The organism is Amycolatopsis sp. NPDC051045, from assembly GCF_040682955.1.
Classification (GTDB): Bacteria; Actinomycetota; Actinomycetes; order Mycobacteriales; family Pseudonocardiaceae; genus Amycolatopsis.
Genome location: NZ_JBFBCC010000007.1, coordinates 355744 through 371383 on the forward strand (window position 1 = coordinate 355744; position 15640 = coordinate 371383).

General features: G+C 72.0%; 17 protein-coding genes. 9 read left to right on the forward strand and 8 right to left on the reverse strand.

Annotated features, from left to right (window positions below):
- A complete protein-coding gene (locus tag AB0M80_RS19735; RefSeq protein ID WP_364566498.1) occupies window positions 1-855 on the forward strand; it encodes an LLM class F420-dependent oxidoreductase in 855 nt (284 codons plus the stop codon).
- Here the strand turns inward: AB0M80_RS19735 and AB0M80_RS19740 are convergent.
- Window positions 848-1807, reverse strand: a complete 960-nt coding sequence (locus tag AB0M80_RS19740) for a LysR substrate-binding domain-containing protein (RefSeq protein ID WP_364566501.1) — start codon at window positions 1805-1807, stop codon at window positions 848-850. The genes AB0M80_RS19735 and AB0M80_RS19740 overlap by 8 nt on opposite strands.
- A gap of 172 nt (window positions 1808-1979) precedes the next feature.
- On the opposite strand from AB0M80_RS19740, the gene AB0M80_RS19745 reads away from it, so the two are divergent.
- The 3 genes from AB0M80_RS19745 to AB0M80_RS19755 are packed head-to-tail and all read left to right on the forward strand — an operon-like array spanning window position 1980 to window position 5274.
- Window positions 1980-2606, forward strand: a complete 627-nt coding sequence (locus AB0M80_RS19745) for a succinate dehydrogenase cytochrome b subunit (protein WP_364566653.1) — start codon at window positions 1980-1982, stop codon at window positions 2604-2606.
- A gap of 2 nt (window positions 2607-2608) precedes the next feature.
- On the forward strand, window positions 2609-4531 hold the full coding sequence (locus AB0M80_RS19750) for a fumarate reductase/succinate dehydrogenase flavoprotein subunit (RefSeq protein WP_364566504.1): 1923 nt from the start codon (window positions 2609-2611) through the stop codon (window positions 4529-4531).
- Complete coding sequence (locus tag AB0M80_RS19755; protein ID WP_364566507.1) at window positions 4528-5274, forward strand: succinate dehydrogenase/fumarate reductase iron-sulfur subunit; 747 nt, start codon at window positions 4528-4530, stop codon at window positions 5272-5274. Before AB0M80_RS19750 ends, AB0M80_RS19755 begins: the two co-directional genes overlap by 4 nt.
- Before the next feature lie 48 nt (window positions 5275-5322).
- On the opposite strand, the gene AB0M80_RS19760 is transcribed toward AB0M80_RS19755, so the two are convergent.
- On the reverse strand, window positions 5323-6039 hold the full coding sequence (locus AB0M80_RS19760; protein ID WP_364566510.1) for a metalloregulator ArsR/SmtB family transcription factor: 717 nt from the start codon (window positions 6037-6039) through the stop codon (window positions 5323-5325).
- Between the two features lie 111 nt (window positions 6040-6150).
- On the opposite strand from AB0M80_RS19760, the gene AB0M80_RS19765 reads away from it, so the two are divergent.
- Complete coding sequence (locus AB0M80_RS19765) at window positions 6151-7356, forward strand: MFS transporter (RefSeq protein WP_364566513.1); 1206 nt, start codon at window positions 6151-6153, stop codon at window positions 7354-7356.
- Between the two features lie 242 nt (window positions 7357-7598).
- On the opposite strand, the gene AB0M80_RS19770 is transcribed toward AB0M80_RS19765, so the two are convergent.
- The 3 genes from AB0M80_RS19770 to AB0M80_RS19780 form a co-directional block, all read right to left on the reverse strand.
- Entirely contained in the window at window positions 7599-7919 is a 321-nt protein-coding gene (locus tag AB0M80_RS19770; protein WP_364566516.1) for a lycopene cyclase domain-containing protein, read from the reverse strand.
- Window positions 7916-8242 carry a lycopene cyclase domain-containing protein gene (locus tag AB0M80_RS19775; protein WP_364566519.1) on the reverse strand — a complete coding sequence of 109 codons (327 nt, stop codon included), beginning with the start codon at window positions 8240-8242 and terminating at the stop codon, window positions 7916-7918. The genes AB0M80_RS19770 and AB0M80_RS19775 overlap by 4 nt, the downstream gene beginning before the upstream one ends.
- 208 nt (window positions 8243-8450) lie before the next feature.
- Window positions 8451-9047, reverse strand: coding sequence for a hypothetical protein (locus AB0M80_RS19780; RefSeq protein ID WP_364566520.1), 597 nt, complete (start codon window positions 9045-9047; stop codon window positions 8451-8453).
- Window positions 9048-9301: 254 nt separating this feature from the next.
- Here AB0M80_RS19780 and AB0M80_RS19785 point away from each other — a divergent pair, with 254 nt between their 5' ends.
- Window positions 9302-10192 (forward strand): hypothetical protein, encoded by an 891-nt coding sequence (locus AB0M80_RS19785; RefSeq protein ID WP_364566522.1) that lies wholly within the window; start codon window positions 9302-9304, stop codon window positions 10190-10192.
- Between the two features lie 11 nt (window positions 10193-10203).
- Here the strand turns inward: AB0M80_RS19785 and AB0M80_RS19790 are convergent, their stop codons facing one another.
- Together AB0M80_RS19790 and AB0M80_RS19795 are read right to left on the reverse strand one after the other, a co-directional pair.
- On the reverse strand, window positions 10204-10572 hold the full coding sequence (locus AB0M80_RS19790; protein ID WP_364566525.1) for a hypothetical protein: 369 nt from the start codon (window positions 10570-10572) through the stop codon (window positions 10204-10206).
- The gene (locus AB0M80_RS19795) at window positions 10569-11105 is read right to left on the reverse strand and encodes a MarR family transcriptional regulator (protein WP_364566528.1); all 537 of its coding nucleotides are present in this window, start codon (window positions 11103-11105) and stop codon (window positions 10569-10571) included. Before AB0M80_RS19795 ends, AB0M80_RS19790 begins: the two co-directional genes overlap by 4 nt.
- 164 nt (window positions 11106-11269) lie before the next feature.
- Between AB0M80_RS19795 and AB0M80_RS19800 the strand changes: the two genes are divergently transcribed.
- Together AB0M80_RS19800 and AB0M80_RS19805 are read left to right on the forward strand one after the other, a co-directional pair.
- Complete coding sequence (locus AB0M80_RS19800; RefSeq protein ID WP_364566531.1) at window positions 11270-13282, forward strand: phosphocholine-specific phospholipase C; 2013 nt, start codon at window positions 11270-11272, stop codon at window positions 13280-13282.
- Window positions 13283-13415: 133 nt separating this feature from the next.
- A complete protein-coding gene (locus AB0M80_RS19805; RefSeq protein ID WP_364566534.1) occupies window positions 13416-13712 on the forward strand; it encodes a DUF1540 domain-containing protein in 297 nt (98 codons plus the stop codon).
- 189 nt (window positions 13713-13901) lie between these two features.
- On the opposite strand, the gene AB0M80_RS19810 is transcribed toward AB0M80_RS19805, so the two are convergent.
- Entirely contained in the window at window positions 13902-14900 is a 999-nt protein-coding gene (locus AB0M80_RS19810) for a methyltransferase (RefSeq protein WP_364566537.1), read from the reverse strand.
- Between the two features lie 98 nt (window positions 14901-14998).
- Between AB0M80_RS19810 and AB0M80_RS19815 the strand changes: the two genes are divergently transcribed.
- The gene (locus AB0M80_RS19815) at window positions 14999-15607 is read left to right on the forward strand and encodes a helix-turn-helix domain-containing protein (protein WP_364566540.1); all 609 of its coding nucleotides are present in this window, start codon (window positions 14999-15001) and stop codon (window positions 15605-15607) included.
- Window positions 15608-15640: the final 33 nt, after the last annotated feature.

Consider the following 15640-nt stretch of genomic DNA (forward strand, 5'->3'; position numbering starts at 1 on the left):
GTGAAGTTCGGAATCAGCTACAGCACACCCTTCTTCGGCGCGGACCCGGACACGATCGCGGGGTTCGCCCTGGACGCGGAGGAATGCGGCTTCGAGTCCCTGTACCTGCCGGAACACGTCGCCCTGTACCCGGGTGCGAAGATCGGGCCGATGGAGCTGCCGCCGACGCTGCCGTACGCGGATCCCTTGGAGTGCCTGAGTTTCGTCGCCGCCGTCACGAGCCGCATCCTGCTGGGCACCGGCGTCCTGTTGCTGCCGTACCACCACCCGGTGGTGCTGGCCAAGCGGCTGGCGACCGTCGACGTGCTGTCCGGCGGACGCATGCGGCTGCTCACGGTCGGGGTGGGCGCGCTGCCCGGCGAGGCGCGGGCGGCCGGCGTCGACTTCGCCACCCGGGGCCGCCGCGCGGACGAGGCCATCGACGTCCTGCGGTTGCTGTGGGCGGGCGGTGAAGAGGGCGTCGGCTTCGACGGCGAGTTCTTCTCCTTCGAGGCCGTCTGCAGCTTTCCGAAACCGGTCGGCGTCCGCGAGCTGCCGATCCACATCGGTGGTTCCAGCGCGGCCGCGGCCCGCCGCGCCGGCCGCCGCGGCGACGGGTACTTCCCCGGCGGCATGCTGACGCCGGACGAGCGCCGTCGCCAATTCGAGCTCGTCCGCACCACGGCGAGCGAAGCGGGCCGCGACCCGGACGACATCGAGTACACGCGGTGGGGCTCGGCCGACATGTCCACAGAGGACGTCGAGGCGCTGGCCCGGCAGGGAGTGACCCGGATCGTCATCACGCCGTCCACGCCCGAACCCGCCCGCCGGCGCGCGGAAATGGCGGCGGTCGCCGAGCGGTTCGGTCTCAGCTGAGGTCAGCGGCGGTGACACCTGCGTCCACAAGGGACTCGATGCCGGGCGGCAGGCTCGCGCGGCGGGCCGGGTCGGCCACGAACCCGGCGATCGCCGAGCGCAGCGCGCGCACCGCCCGGGTCGGTTCCACGTCGCCGCGGTGGACGAGCTGCACGACGCGGGTCATGCCGGCGTCGGGGGTGAACCGGGTCATCAGGAACCGGTCGCCGGCCACCGTGCTCGGGACCACCGCGGCGCCCACGCCGGCGCGCACCAGTTCCAGCACCGCGTCCATCTCGCCGCCTTCGATCGCGAACGACGGCTCGAACCCCGCGGCGCGGCAGGCGTTGACGGTGGCTTCCCGGACGTCGTAGCCGCGGCGGAACATCACCAGGGGGACGTCGGCGAGCTCCCGGATATCGAGGCGGGTGCCCGTGTGGGCCACCGGTGCGTCCGCGGCGGAGATCAGCACCAGTTCCTCGAGCAGCAGCGGTGTCGCCGCCAGACCGGCGTCGGCCGTCGTCCGGGCGCCCGCCAGCAGCGCCAGGTCCAATGCGCCTTCGGCCAGCCGCTGCCGCAGGTCGCCCGACCCGCTTTCGTGCAGCTCCAGCTGGATGCCCGGGTACCGGCGGCGGAACGCCGCGAGCATCGCGGGGAGCAGGCCCGTGCACAGGCTCGGCGGCGCACCCAGCCGCACCCGGCCGCGGTCGAGCTCGTCCAGTTCCCGGATGGCCCGCCGGGCGGTCTCGGTCTCGGCGAGGATCCGCCGCGCGATCGGCAGCAGGGTCTCGCCGGCTTCGGTGAGTGAGACGTTGCCGCGGATCCGGTGGAACAGCGGGGCACCGAGATCGTGTTCGAGCGCGCGGACCTGCTGGGACAGCGACGGCTGGGCCACGCGCATCTGCTCGGCGGCGCGGGTGAAGTGCCGGTGTTCGGCCACGGCGACGAAGTAGGCCAGCTGGTGGAACTGCATGCCGCCATGATAGTCGCTGCCTATGGGAGGCAGAGTTATCATGTCTTTGACCTCTGGTTGATGCGCTCCTAACGTCGACGGGGTGGTGAACAACCTCGCACACCGGCCCGCGGCGAAGCGCCGCTCGGCCGTCCGGCGCTTCTGGGCCTCGACGATCGGCAAGAAGGCCGTCATGGCGGTGAGCGGCGTGCTCCTGCTCGCCTTCGTGTTCGCGCACATGGTCGGCAACCTCAAGACGTTCCTGGGGGCCGGCGACCTCAACCACTACGCCCACTGGCTGCGCACCATCGGCGAACCGGTGCTGGGGTACTCGTGGTTCCTCTGGCTCCAGCGCGCGGTCCTGCTCGTCGCGCTGGTCCTGCACGGCACCGCGGCGGTGCAGCTGGCCCGCCGTGACCGCCGGGCCCGGCCGGTGCGCTACGTCCACCGGCGGCCGCCGCGGGCGACCTTCGCGGTGCGGACGATGCGCTGGGGCGGCGCGACGCTGGCGGTGTTCGTCGTCTGGCACATCCTCGACTTCACCGTGGGCACGGTGAACCGGGACTTCGTCCCCGGCGACCCGTACCACAACCTCGTGGCGGACTTCCGGGTCTGGTGGGTGAACCTGATCTACCTGGTCGCCCTGGCGATGCTGGGCCTGCACATCCACCACGGCTTCGCCAGCGCCGCGCGCACGCTGGGCGTCGCCGGTGCCCGGCGGGAACGGGCGATCAAGATCTTCGGCAGCACGACGGCGGTCGTGGTCGCGGGCGGCTACGCGCTCGTCCCGGTCGCGATCATGACAGGACTGGTGCACTGACCATGGCCGATTACCGCGTGGGCGACCCGATCGCCGACACCAAGGCACCCGCCGTTCCCCTGGAACGCCGGTGGGACGAACGGAAGTTCGCCGCGAAGCTGGTGAACCCGGCGAACCGGCGCCGGCACCGCGTGATCGTCGTGGGCACCGGGCTGGCCGGCGGCTCGGCCGGCGCGACACTGGCCGAGCAGGGCTACCACGTCGTGCAGTTCTGCTTCCAGGACTCGCCGCGGCGCGCGCACTCCGTCGCGGCCCAAGGCGGCATCAACGCCGCGAAGAACTACCGCAACGACGGCGACTCGGTGTACCGGCTCTTCCACGACACGGTCAAGGGCGGTGACTTCCGCGCCCGCGAGTCCAATGTGTACCGGCTGGCCCAGGTGTCGGCGCAGATCATCGACCAGGCCGTGGCCTCCGGCGTGCCGTTCGCCCGGGAGTACGGCGGCCTGCTGGACACCCGGTCCTTCGGCGGCGTGCAGGTGCAGCGAACTTTCTACGCGCGCGGCCAGACGGGTCAGCAGCTGCTGCTCGGAACGTACCAGGCGCTGTCCCGGCAGATCGACGCGGGAAACGTCGAACTGCACGCGCGCACGGAGATGCTCGACCTGGTCGTCGTCGACGGCCGGGCCCGCGGCATCGTCGCGCGCGACCTGGTCACCGGGGAGATCACGACGCACCTCGCGGACGCCGTCGTGCTCGCGACGGGCGGGTACGGCAACGTCTTCTCCCTGTCCACGAACGCGAAGGGCTCCAACGCGACCGCGATCTGGCGGGCGCACAAGCGCGGGGCGTACTTCGCGAACCCGTGCTTCACCCAGATCCACCCGACGTGCATCCCGCGCTCCGGCGAGCACCAGTCGAAGCTGACGCTGATGAGCGAGTCGCTGCGCAACGACGGCCGGATCTGGGTGCCCCGGCGCGAGGGCGACCCGCGGCCGCCGGGGGAGATCCCCGAGGAGGAGCGCGACTACTACCTCGAACGCCTCTACCCGAGCTTCGGCAACCTCGTGCCGCGGGACATCGCGTCGCGGGCGGCGAAGAACGTCTGCGACGCCGGGCTCGGGGTCGGTCCCGGCGGCCTGGGCGTCTACCTGGACTTCGCCGACGCGATCGCGCGCCTGGGCCGCCCGGCCATCGAAGCCCGCTACGGCAACCTCTTCGACATGTACCGGCGCATCACCGCGGAGGACCCGTACGCGGCGCCGATGCGGATCTACCCGGCCATCCACTACACGATGGGCGGGCTCTGGGTGGACTACGACCTGCAGAGCACGATCCCCGGGCTGTTCGTGATCGGCGAGGCGAACTTCTCCGACCACGGCGCCAACCGGCTCGGCGCGTCGGCGCTCATGCAGGGCCTCGCCGACGGCTACTTCGTGCTGCCCACGACGGTGAACGACTACCTCGGCGGCACGCGCCTGGCCGAGGTGCCCCGGGACGCCGTCACCGGGGTGGAGACCGAGGTGCGGGCCCGGATTTCGCGGCTGCTGGCGGTTCGCGGTACGCGGTCGGTCGACTCGTTCCACCGCGAGCTCGGCCTGCTGATGTGGGACCACTGCGGGATGTCCCGCACCCGCGAAGGCCTGCGCAAGGCGCTGGACCGGGTGCCGGAGCTGCGGGCGGAGTTCTGGCGCGACGTCCGGATCCCCGGCGGCGGGGCGGAGTTCAACCAGGAGCTGGAGAAGGCCAACCGGGTCGCGGACTTCCTGGAGCTGGCCGAGCTGATGCTCGTCGACGCGCTCGCGCGCGAGGAATCGTGCGGCGGGCACTTCCGCGAGGAGCACCGGACTCCGGACGGCGAAGCTTTGCGGGACGACGAGAACTTCGCCCACGTCGCGGCGTGGGAGTACGGCACCGAACCGGTGCTGCACCGCGAGGAACTGGTTTTCGAGCACGTCCACCCGACCCAGCGGAGCTACACGTGAAACTCACCGTGCGCGTCTGGCGGCAGGAAGGTCCGGCCGCCGAAGGCCGGCTGGTCGCCTACCCGGTCGACGGCATCAGCCCGGACATGTCGTTCCTCGAAATGCTCGACGTGCTGAACCAGCGGCTGATCGAAACCGGCGGCGAACCGGTGGCGTTCGACCACGACTGCCGCGAGGGCATCTGCGGCTCGTGCGGCGTGGTGATCAACGGACGGGCGCACGGCCCGGAACGCACGACGTCGTGCCAGCTGCACATGCGCTCCTTCGCCGACGGGGACGTCATCGACGTGGAACCCTGGCGCGCCAAGGGCTTCCCCATCATCAAGGACCTGGTCGTCGACCGGTCGGCCCTCGACCGGATCGTCCAGGCCGGCGGGTACGTCACCGCGCCGACGGGCAGCTCGCCGGACGCCCACGCGACCCCGGTCCCCAAGCCGGACGCGGACCTGGCGTTCGACAATGCGACGTGCATCGGCTGCGGCGCCTGCGTGGCGGCGTGCCCGAACGGCTCGGCAACGCTCTTCACCGCGGCGAAGGTGACCCACCTGAGCCTGCTCCCGCAGGGCGCCCCCGAACGTGCGCGCCGGGTGCTCGACATGGTCGACACGATGGACGCCGAGGGCTTCGGCGGCTGCACCAACACGGGTGAGTGCGTGGCGTCGTGCCCGAAGGGCATCCCGTTCGCGAGCATCACGACGCTCAACCGCGAGTTCCTCGCCGCGAGCCGCTCGGGGCGCCGCTGAGGGGCACGTCCGAGAACGGCTACCGGGAATTTCCCCGGCCTTGCGGCTTCAGGACGGCGCGAACCCGGGCAGCAGGGCGCCGAACCGGCGGCGGCCGCGCGGGGTGATCCGCAGTTCGCGGTCGCCCGTGCCCCGCCGGACGAGGTCGTCGGCCAGGAACGCTTCCAGGACTTCGTGACCGAGGACGCCGCCCAGGTGGGGGACGCGGTGGGTCCGGTCGAGGCAGGCGGTGGCCGGCCGGCGGCGGCCGGAGGTGACCTTCGCGGGGGTGACGCCGAGGTCGTGGAACGCCGACAGGTCGTCGCCGAGGGCCACCTCGGGTGCGGACCCGTCCGGGGGCCGCAGCGCTCCACGCTCGACGAGCAGGGCGAACACCGCCACGCCGAGCCGGCCCGCGGCGTGGTCGTAACACGTGTGCGCGATGTCCGCGCCCGACTCGGCGCGGTCCGGCGGGGCGATGGAGTCGTTGCCCGCGTAGTGCGCCAGTGCGGTGAGCACGGCCAAGAGGTCTTCGCGGCCGACGCGGTACACGGCGTGCCGTCCGGCGTGCTCGACGGTCACGAGCCCGGCGGCCCGCAGCCGGGCCAGGTGGTTGCCCAGGCGGGGTGCGGTGACGCCGAGGGCGTCGGCCAGCTGCACCATCGTGTGCGGGCCCTCGGCGGCCAGCACCTGCAGAGCGGTGAGGCGCACCGGATCGGCCAGTTCGCGCGTCAGTTCGACGATCGCGCCCTGGACGGCGTTGCCCGCATCGACCAGTCCGCCCATCACCCGTCCCTTCCGCCGCGCGATCCTAACACGGTTCAGGAATCGCTGAATGATGATTGCGGCTCGGCGGGCCCTGTGCTTACCATTCACGCCTTCGTGAAGGGTGGTTGCATGGACGGATTGCGAAGCCTGCTGTGGGGCCGCGGGGTTTCCGCGCTCGGCGACGGCCTCTGGTTCACGATCTGGGCGCTCTACCTGACCCGGATCGCCGGGCTCCCGCCGGTCACGGTGGGCGTGGGACTGGCCGTGGCGAGCGCGGCGGGCATGGCCGCCGCGGTGCCCCTGGGCGCGTTCGCGGACCGGGTCGGCGCGCGGCCGGTGCTGGTCGCGCTCACGCTGGTGCGGGCCGTCGCGATGGCCGGCTACCTCGCGGTGGACGGCACCTGGTCGTTCCTGGCCGTGACGGTGCCCTTCACCGCACTGGCGACCGGCGGGACCGCGGTGCGGACGGCGCTGATCACCGGGGTGGTCACCGAGCCCGCGGAGCGGGTGCGCGTGCTGGCGCGGCAGCGGGTGGCGCAGCACGTCGGGTACGCCGCCGGCGCCGGACTGGGCGCCCTGGTGCTGACCGCCGACACCCGGTGGGCGTACACCGTGGCCATCGCCGGCAACGCCGTCAGCTTCCTCGCCCTCGCCGGAGCGACGTTGCTGGTGCCCGCGCGCACCGGGGCCCCGCCGGAACGGCCGGGGACGCGGGTGGTGCTGCGCGACCGGCCCTACCTGTGCGTCGCCGCGGCCACGGCCGTGCTTTCGCTGTGCTGGGCCATGTTGTCGGCCGGGTTGCCGCTGTGGCTGTCCGGCCGGACCCGGCTGCCGCTGGGGCTGGGCGGCGTGGTGGTGGTGCTCAGTTCGGTGGGGATCGCGGTGTTCCAGGTGCCGTTCGCGCGGTTCGCGCGCACGGCGGGCCAGGCCGCGCGCACGGCGGTGGTGTCCGGTGTGGTGCTCGCGGCGAGCTGCGTGCTGCTCGCCACGACCGCCGGCGGCGCGGGCGCGGGCGCGGTCACGGTGGTGGTGCTGGCCGCCGTGCTGCACGTCGTGGGGGAACTCGGCTACGTGGCCGCCAACTGGGGCTTGTCGGTGCAGCTCATGCGTGAAGACGCCAAGGGCGCCTACCAAGGCGTGACCGAAGCCGCCACGGCCACGGTGCAGATGGTGGCCCCCGGCGTGTTCACGCTCGCGGTCGGCGGCCTCGGCGGCCCGGGGTGGCTGCTGATCGCCGCGGTGTTCCTCGCGGCCGTCGCTCCCGTTCCGGCGCTCACCCGCTGGGCGGTCCGGACGCGGTCGCCGGCCGGCCACGGGCTCGCGAGATCCCGCTGAGCGACGCACGTCACGCCCGCCGTCCGGAACACCGCCGGAGGCGCGACGTTGTCCAGGGTGTCGGTACGGCGGTGTCCCCGGGCCTCACCCCTTGCCTTCACGGCGCTGCCTTTTCGAAGTAGCCGGTCACGCTGGAGCCGTGTCGTGCCTTTCGCCGCGAGGCGACCCCCGTACCGGCCTCGAACTCCCGCTTCCGCTCGCCGGTCGACCCCCCTCGGACCGCCGCTGGGCGGAAGCGGGCCTCAATCCCCGTCCTCTCGGGATTTCCCGCGCTCCCACAGGAGCAGCACCGCGGTCACGAGGGCGTAGCCGAACAGGAAGTCTTCGACCGGGATGTCCCACGGGAACCGCCAGCCGGTGATGCCACCGGGGGCGTACCGGACGATCGGCGCCGACAGCTTCGTCAGCCACCCGTCCACCGCCACCTGGAAGGCCACGACGATCACCATGGTGACCCAGTACGCCGGCCGCCGGAACAGGCCGGTGCGCACCAGGAACAGCTCCGCCGCGACCACGACGAGCACGGCGGCGACGGCCGGAACCGTGTAGCCCCAAGGCATCACCGCCGCGACCGCCGCAGCAGCCGCCCGGTCAGGCCGACCGCTTCGTAGGTCAGGACCCCGCACACCGGGATCACCGCGAAGAAGAGCACCTCTTCGAGCGGAATCCCGAACGGGGCGCGCAGGCCGGTGACGAACGCCGGGTCGAAGTCCCAGACGCCGGCGGCGATGGCCAGAGCGTCCCAGCCGAGGAACACCACCGCCACCGGCAGCACCGCGCGCGCCAGCCGGCCCGGTCTGCGGTACACCCGCGCGCCGGCCAGCTCCAGCGGCAACGTCACCAGCACGCACGCGCCGAGGACGAGCAGGTACTCCGCGCGCCCCACGTCAGATCCCCGTCCGGGTCTCGCGCCACGGCACGGTGATCCCGGCGCCGAGCGATGCCGGCCCACGGCGGAAACCGGCGTGGAATACCGGCCGGTCGTATTCTTCCCCACTTCGTCTGCGAGCCATACGGCAGTTTACGCAGCGGTGCGGACGAGCCGCCGCGGCTGGCCTCCCCGAACCGGTTTCGGCCACGGGTTCACGGTTGCGCTACGACCCGCTCACCGCCTTGCGCCGGCCTTCCGTACGGAGCACCATCGATTGCGCCATTCGCGGAATGTGCGGTATTCGCCGCCGAGCCGAATACTGCGGCGGCTCGAGCAGGTCCTCATATGACGCGGTGCGACCGCGTATCACGCCCTGCGCGCGCGGCTCTGCAAGGCAAGGAGGAACCACGATGAACTCGTTCCGATCGATCCGCCGCGCACTGTTCGTGGCGGCCACCGTCCTGGGGTTCGGGGTGTCCGGCTGCTCGACGCCGTCCGAGCCCGGCGTGGAAAGCTCCGCCCCGGAGTCGTCCCCGCCCGCCGATACGTCGAGTTCGGGCAGTCCGAGCATGGAGCCGTCCGGGCCGGAGGCCCCGAGGCCCACCGGCAACGGCGAAGTCGCGATCGTGATCGCCCAGCTGCCGGTCGGCGGGAGCAGCGAACCCGACGGCGACGGGAAACAGTGTGCGACCGCCAGCTGGAACCAACCGGAGCTGCTGCCGGACCACGGGGTCACGGTCACCGGGATCGCATTCACGCCGCCGGACGGCTTCAGCGCGATCGGGGGCTGCGGAGGAATTTCCGCGTGCGCCTCGTTCACCTTCCGTCCGGGTGGTAGCAGCAGCTGTTCGGTCCTGGTGAAAGAACTCGGCAGCTCCGCCGGGAACCTGAAGCTCAGGGGTGAATTCGCCTGCCCGCCCGGGCAAGGAAGCTCGTGCCGGCAGTTGCCGGGGCAGATCAAAGGCGGAAAGGTCCCCTTGCGCGAGCCGAAGGGGAAAACCGGACCGGAATCGTCGGTGACCCAGTCCTCGCCGAGCTCGGCGAAGTCCTCGTCGAGCCCTAGTGGATGAGCCGGTGGCCGGGGAAAGCACGGCACCCGGCCGGATCGAGCGGCTCGTCGACTCGGGCAAGTCGGTGCTCCCGCCGTTGACGTTGCTCACCGCCCTGCTGTTCTACTTCGGCTACGTTTCCGCCCGTGCGCAGTACGAATACTTCGGTGTCGACGTCGACACGATCGGACTCGGCACCCAGGACTACGTCATGCGCAGCCCGCAGCCCCTGCTCACCCCGCTGCTCGTGTTCACCGCGGCGGGCCTCGGTGCGGTCGCGGTCCACGCCGCGGTCCGGAAGCGGATCCGGACCGTGGCCGCGGCGCGGATGCGCCGGCTGGGCCGGGGCGTGCAGGTGATCGGCCTGATCGCACTGATCGGCGGGCTGCTGCTGCTGGTCAGTTACGTCTTCCTGCGGGACTGGCCGCTGTACGGGCTCGTGACCCCGCTGCTGATCGCGCTGGGTGGCGTCCTGTTCCAGTACGGCACGGCCATCCGGCGTCCGCCGCGGGCGCCGGGAGACGCGACGCCCGCGAGCCTGCTCCACCGGAGTTTCGTCGTCCTCGTTTACCTGGTGATCGCCGTCAGCGTGTTCTGGATGACGGCCACCGTGGCGCAGTGGTCCGGCCGCGGGCTCGCGATGTACGAGGCGAGCCGCCTGGACAAGCTGCCCAGCGTCATCCTCGACACCAAGGAGAGCCTGTTCCTGCGCAGCCCGGGCGTCCAGGAAACGAAGCTGCCCCTTTCCGAGGGGCAGACTTTCCACTACCGGTACCGGCACCTGCGGTTGCTGATCCAGGGCAAGGACCGGATGTTCCTCGTGCCGGACCAGTGGTCGGCGAGCAACTCGACGATCATCGTCCCGCTGGACGGCTCGGTGCGGGTCCAGTTCCAGTTCCAGAACCGCCGGCCCTGAACCCGGGCGGGTCACCGCTGCGCGGCCGCCATGAGCGGGTGCCACCGCGTGGCGTCGAAGATCAGGGTGATGGCCGTGATCTTCCCGTCCGTCAACCGGAAGTGCTCGGCGGTGTGCTGGACGCCGACCGGGGTGGCGGTGTGCACGTCGTAGACGAGCGTGGCCTCCGAGTCGCCGTAGAGCTCGCTGATCAGGTCCACCCCGGTGACGATCCCGACGAAGGCGGCCAGCCCGTCGAGGTGGCCGCGGGCGTCGGCGGATTCGATCAGCGGGCTCCGGAAGCGGAACGCGCCGGCCAGCTGCGCGGCCGCGGCGGTCACGTCGCCGGCGAACCGGGCGCGGTGATAGGCCTGGACGGTGTCCCGGGTCTGGGTGGTCATCGGTCCTCGAAGTAGCGGGCGAGGTGGTGCTGGTTTTCCACCAGCCGCAGGCACAGGTGCCGCAGCTGGGTCGTTTCGGCGTCGGTGAACCCGCGGAAGAGGGCGGCCATGGCCAGCTGCGACGGCCGCCGGAACTCGTCGAGCCACGTCCGGCCGTCCGCGGTGATCCGGACCAGCACCGAGCGCCGGTCGCGCGGGTCGGGCACCCGCACCGCGAGCCCGGCCCGTTCCAGGGTGTCGACCAGGCCGGTCACGTTCCGGGAGCTCACGCCGGCGGACGCAGCGAGGTCCTTGATGTTCGATTCGCCGGTGCCGAGCCGGATCAGGAGGTCGAGGGCGCCGGGGCTGAGGCCGCGGCTGTCGGTGCCTCGGGAGCGGAGCTGGTCGAGGCTCCGCGCGGCCGTGCGGACGGCCGCGGCGGCCTCGAGCACGCCGGTGTCCTCACCGAGGGTGAAGGCGGCCAGCGCGCTGCGGACTTCGGGGGAGTAGAGCAGCTCGTCCGCGTCCCGGGCGATATTGGGTACGTCATTCATAGTGAAGGACTACTTTAGTACGTACTTCCGTATCTCTGTCAACAGCCTGTCCGCTCGCGGGCGTTAACCAGGGTTTCGCCCGGCGTTAGCCTCGGTCCCGGTACCGGTTCGCCATCGGCCACCCATACTGACCCGGCTCGCCACCACGACCCCCCGGAGTCCTCATGACGGACGTCAATCGACGGCGTTTCCTGCAGCTGGCCGGCGGCACGGCCGCCCTTTCCGCGTTGTCCACGAGCATCGCCCGCGCGGCGGAGATCCCCGCGCACCACCGCACCGGGACGCTGCGGGACGTCGAGCACATCGTGGTGCTGATGCAGGAGAACCGGTCGTTCGACCACTACTTCGGCACGCTGCGCGGGGTCCGCGGCTTCGGCGACCCGAGGCCGGTGACCCTGGCCTCCGGGAAGCCGGTGTGGGCGCAGTCGGACGGCCGGCGCGACATCCTGCCGTTCCGGCCGGAAGCGGACAACCTGGGCCTGCAGTTCATCCAGGACCTCCCGCACGGCTGGAAGGACACGCACGCGGCGTGGAACCAGGGCCGGTACGACAAGTGGGTGCCCGCGAAGGGCTCGACCACCATGGCGTACCTGACCCGTGAGGACATCCCGTTCCACTACGCACTGGCCGACTCGTTCACGATCTGCGACGCCTACCACTGCTCGTTCATGGGCTCGACCGACCCGAACCGTTATTACCTGTGGACCGGCTACACGGGCAACGACGGCGCCGGCGGGGGACCGGTCCTCGGCAACGACGAGAAGGGCTATTCCTGGACGACCTACCCCGAGCGGCTCGAACGGGCCGGGGTGTCCTGGAAGGTCTACCAGGACGTCGGGGACGGCCTCGACGCCGCCGGCGGCTGGGGCTGGATCGACGACGCCTACCGAGGCAACTACGGCGACAACTCGCTGCTGTACTTCGACGCCTACCGCAACGCCAAGCCGGGCGACCCGCTGTACGAGAAGGCCCGCACCGGCACCAACGCCAAGGCGGGCGAGGGCTACTTCGACCGGCTCCGCGCCGACGTCGAGGCCGGCCGGCTGCCGCAGGTTTCGTGGATCACCGCGCCGGAGGCGTTCTGCGAGCACCCGAACTGGCCGGTGAACTACGGCGCCTGGTACATCGCGCAGGTCCTCGACGCGCTCACCGCGAACCCGGACGTGTGGAGCAAGACCGCGCTGTTCATCACCTACGACGAGAACGACGGCTTCTTCGACCACGTCGTCCCGCCGTACGCGACCGCCGGCCAGTCCACTGTGGACACCGCCGGTGAACTCTACCCGGGGTCGGCGGCGAACCCGGGCGGCCCGTACGGGCTCGGCCAGCGCGTGCCGATGCTGGTGGTCTCGCCGTGGAGCAAGGGCGGCTGGGTGTGCTCGGAGACGTTCGACCACACCTCGATCATCCGGTTCGCCGAGCGCCGCTTCGGCGTGCACGAGCCGAACATCTCGGCCTGGCGCCGGTCGGTGTGCGGTGACCTGACGTCGGCGTTCGACTTCGCGCGGACCGACACCGCGGTCCCGGCGCTGCCGGACACCGCCGGGTACCTCCCGCCGGATCGCGAGCGGCACCCGGACTACGTGCCCGCGGTGCCGGCCCGCGCTGTGCTGCCGAAGCAGGAACCCGGGCCGCGGCCGGCGCGGGCCCTGCCGTACGACCTGGCCGCCGACGCCCGGCTCACCGGTGACCACCTCACGGTGGCGTTCGCCAGCCACGGCCGGGCGGGGGCGACGTTCTACGTCGTCTCGCCGTCGGGGGAGCCGCGGACGTACACCGCGGGCGCCGGCCGTTCGCTCTCCGCCGCGTTGCCCGCCTCCGGTGGCTACGACTACACCGCCTACGGCCCGAACGGTTTCGTGCGGCAGTTCCGGGGGAGCACCGCGGGGCCCGAGGTGAGGGTGCGCCAGGAGGGGGCCCACCTCGCGCTGGTCCTGACCAACAGCGGCAAGACCGCGGTGCGGCTGACGGTGTCGGACGCTTACGGGCGGCGCTCGGTGACGCGGTCGCTGCGGCCGGGAGCGCAGGTCGCCGAGGTCGTGGAAACCCGGCGGAGCGGCAACTGGTACGACGTCTCGGTCTCCTCCGACCACGATCCGAAGTTCCTGCGCCGCCTCGCGGGACACCTGGAGACCGGCCGGCCGAGCACGAGCGACCCGGCGATCCGCACGGACTGAGCGTTTATCGCTTCGGTCTCACCCGGCCGGGCGGAAGGTTCACCCGGCCGCGTCCCCGCGCATTGCGGGTCCGGTTCCGTGGTGGGAGCGTCGGGGAACCGACTGTTTTCCCACCACGGAACCAGGAGTACGGATGACCACCACCGAGATGCCCGCCGTGCACGAGTGCACGGTCAGCGGCTGTTCCTACAACCACGACGGCTGCCACGCCTTCGCCATCACCGTCGGCGGGGACAACGGGTCCGCCGACTGCGGCACCTTCGTCCCGCTGAACACGAAGGGCGGTTTGGACCGCGTCGTGGCCCAGGTCGGCGCGTGTTCCCGGGTGGACTGCCGCCACAATTCGGCCCTGGAGTGCACGGCGTCGAGCATCCGCGTCGGCCCCGGCGACGGCGGCCACGCGGCCAACTGCCTGACCTACACGAAGTAGCGCTGTCGTCCGGCCCGCCTCGTCGTGGCTCGGGCCGCGGGGCGGGCCCGGGTTTGCGGTGGTCGGCGAGCCGGGCTCCGGCCGGCGGTCGGGTCCCGCTCGTGACCGAGCGGGAGCCGCCTCGCCGGCTCCGGGCGGTCAGCGGCGGGGACCCGCCATGCCGCAACGAATCTCCCTGGGGCCGGGAAGTCAGCCGGGTTCCGGTGCCACGCCGAACTCGAGGGCTGTCCGGCCCTCGGCCACCGGGGTCGTCGCGCGCAGGGCCAGGCCGCAGGTGGCGGCCAGGCCGGTCAGCTCCGCCACCGTCCGTTCCCGCCCGCCGAAGCACATCAGCATGAACAGGTCGATCGCCGTGCTCGCGCCCTGGTGGCGCAGCGGCTCGATCACCACCACCGCGCCGTCCGGTGCGGCCGCTTGGCGGCAGCGGGCCAGGATGCGGCGGGCGTGGTCGTCGTCCCAGTCGTGCAGGATGTCGGACAACACGTAGGCGTCGGCTCCCGCGGGCAGGGGATCGAAGAAGCTGCCGGGCACCGCGCCGGCCCGGTCGGCGAGCCCGGCGGCCGCGAACCGGCCGGCCGCGGCGGTCGCCGACGGCGCCAGATCGAGCACCTGGCCGCGCACGGCGGGATGGGCCCGCAGGATCTCCGCGAGCACCAGGCCGTCACCCCCGCCGACGTCGACGATCCGGGGGAAGCGACCCCAGGCGAAACGTTCGGCGATCTGGGGTGCCTGCACCCGGAACCGCCAGCCCATCTGGGCGTCGAACGAGCGCCGCAGCCGCGGTTCGGCGTCGATGTCCGCCCAGAAATCGCGCCCGTACCGGTGTTCGTAGGCGGGAGCACCGGTGGTGATCGTGCCCAGGAGGTCGGCGAAGGCGAGTTCCGCGCGCCCGCCGGCGGAGTTGATGTCCAGCAGGGGTTTGACGCCGTCGGGGGCGTCCTCGCGCAGTTGCGCGCCGAGGTCCGTGGGCCGGTAGCGGCCGGATCCGGCGTCGAAGGCGAAGACCCCGGCCGTGACGAGGTGGTCGAGCAGGCAGGTCAGTGCCGGTGCGGAAGTACCCGTTTCGGAAGCCAGCCGCGCGGCCGTCGCTCCGGAGCTGCCGGCGTGCTCCGCGAGGCCGAGTGTGGCCGCCACCCGGATGGCCATCGGCGTGGCCAGATCGGCCATTGCGAGGATCGACTGCTTCACCGGTCAAGGCTAGCCACGGAGAGCAACGCATTTTCCGCTGCCGACGTGGCATCATGACCGCTGGTTCGATCGGCAAACCGAACGGAGAGCCCGAGGAAATGGACGCTTTACCGAACGGCGGCCCGTCGATCCGCGACATGCTCGCGGTGAACCTGCGGGCGGCACGGGCGGCGCGGGGGCTGTCGCTTTCCGAACTGTCGCGGCGGTCGGGGATCGGCAAGGCGACGCTGTCGCAGCTGGAAGGCGGCACCGGCAACCCGACCATCGAGACCGTGTTCAGCCTGTCCCGGGTGCTCGAGGTGGCGATCTCCGACCTGCTCGACCACCGGCCGCGCGGCGGGCTGACCGTCGTGCGGGCGGCCGAGGTCGAGGTGCTTCGCGGCGAAGGCGTCGACCTGCGGCCGCTGCGGCGGATCGAGGCCGACAACAGCGTCTTCGAGGTGTACGACCAGGTGGTCCGCGGGGACGCGCCGCAGCGCTCGCAGGGGCACGTCGGCGTCGAGCACACCGTCGTGCAGACCGGCGGGCTGCGGGTCGAGGTCGCCGGGCAGACCGTGGACCTCGGCCCCGGCGACTACGTCGCGTTCGACGCCCGCGAGCCGCACAGCTACACCGCGCCGGCCGCGCCCGTGCACTCGGTGCTGTTGCTGCAGTACCGCGCGGACGAGCGGCTCGACGGCAGGCCGCACCCCGTCCTGCCGGAGTGACCTCGGCCGGATTGACCTCGGCTCAATCGGGAC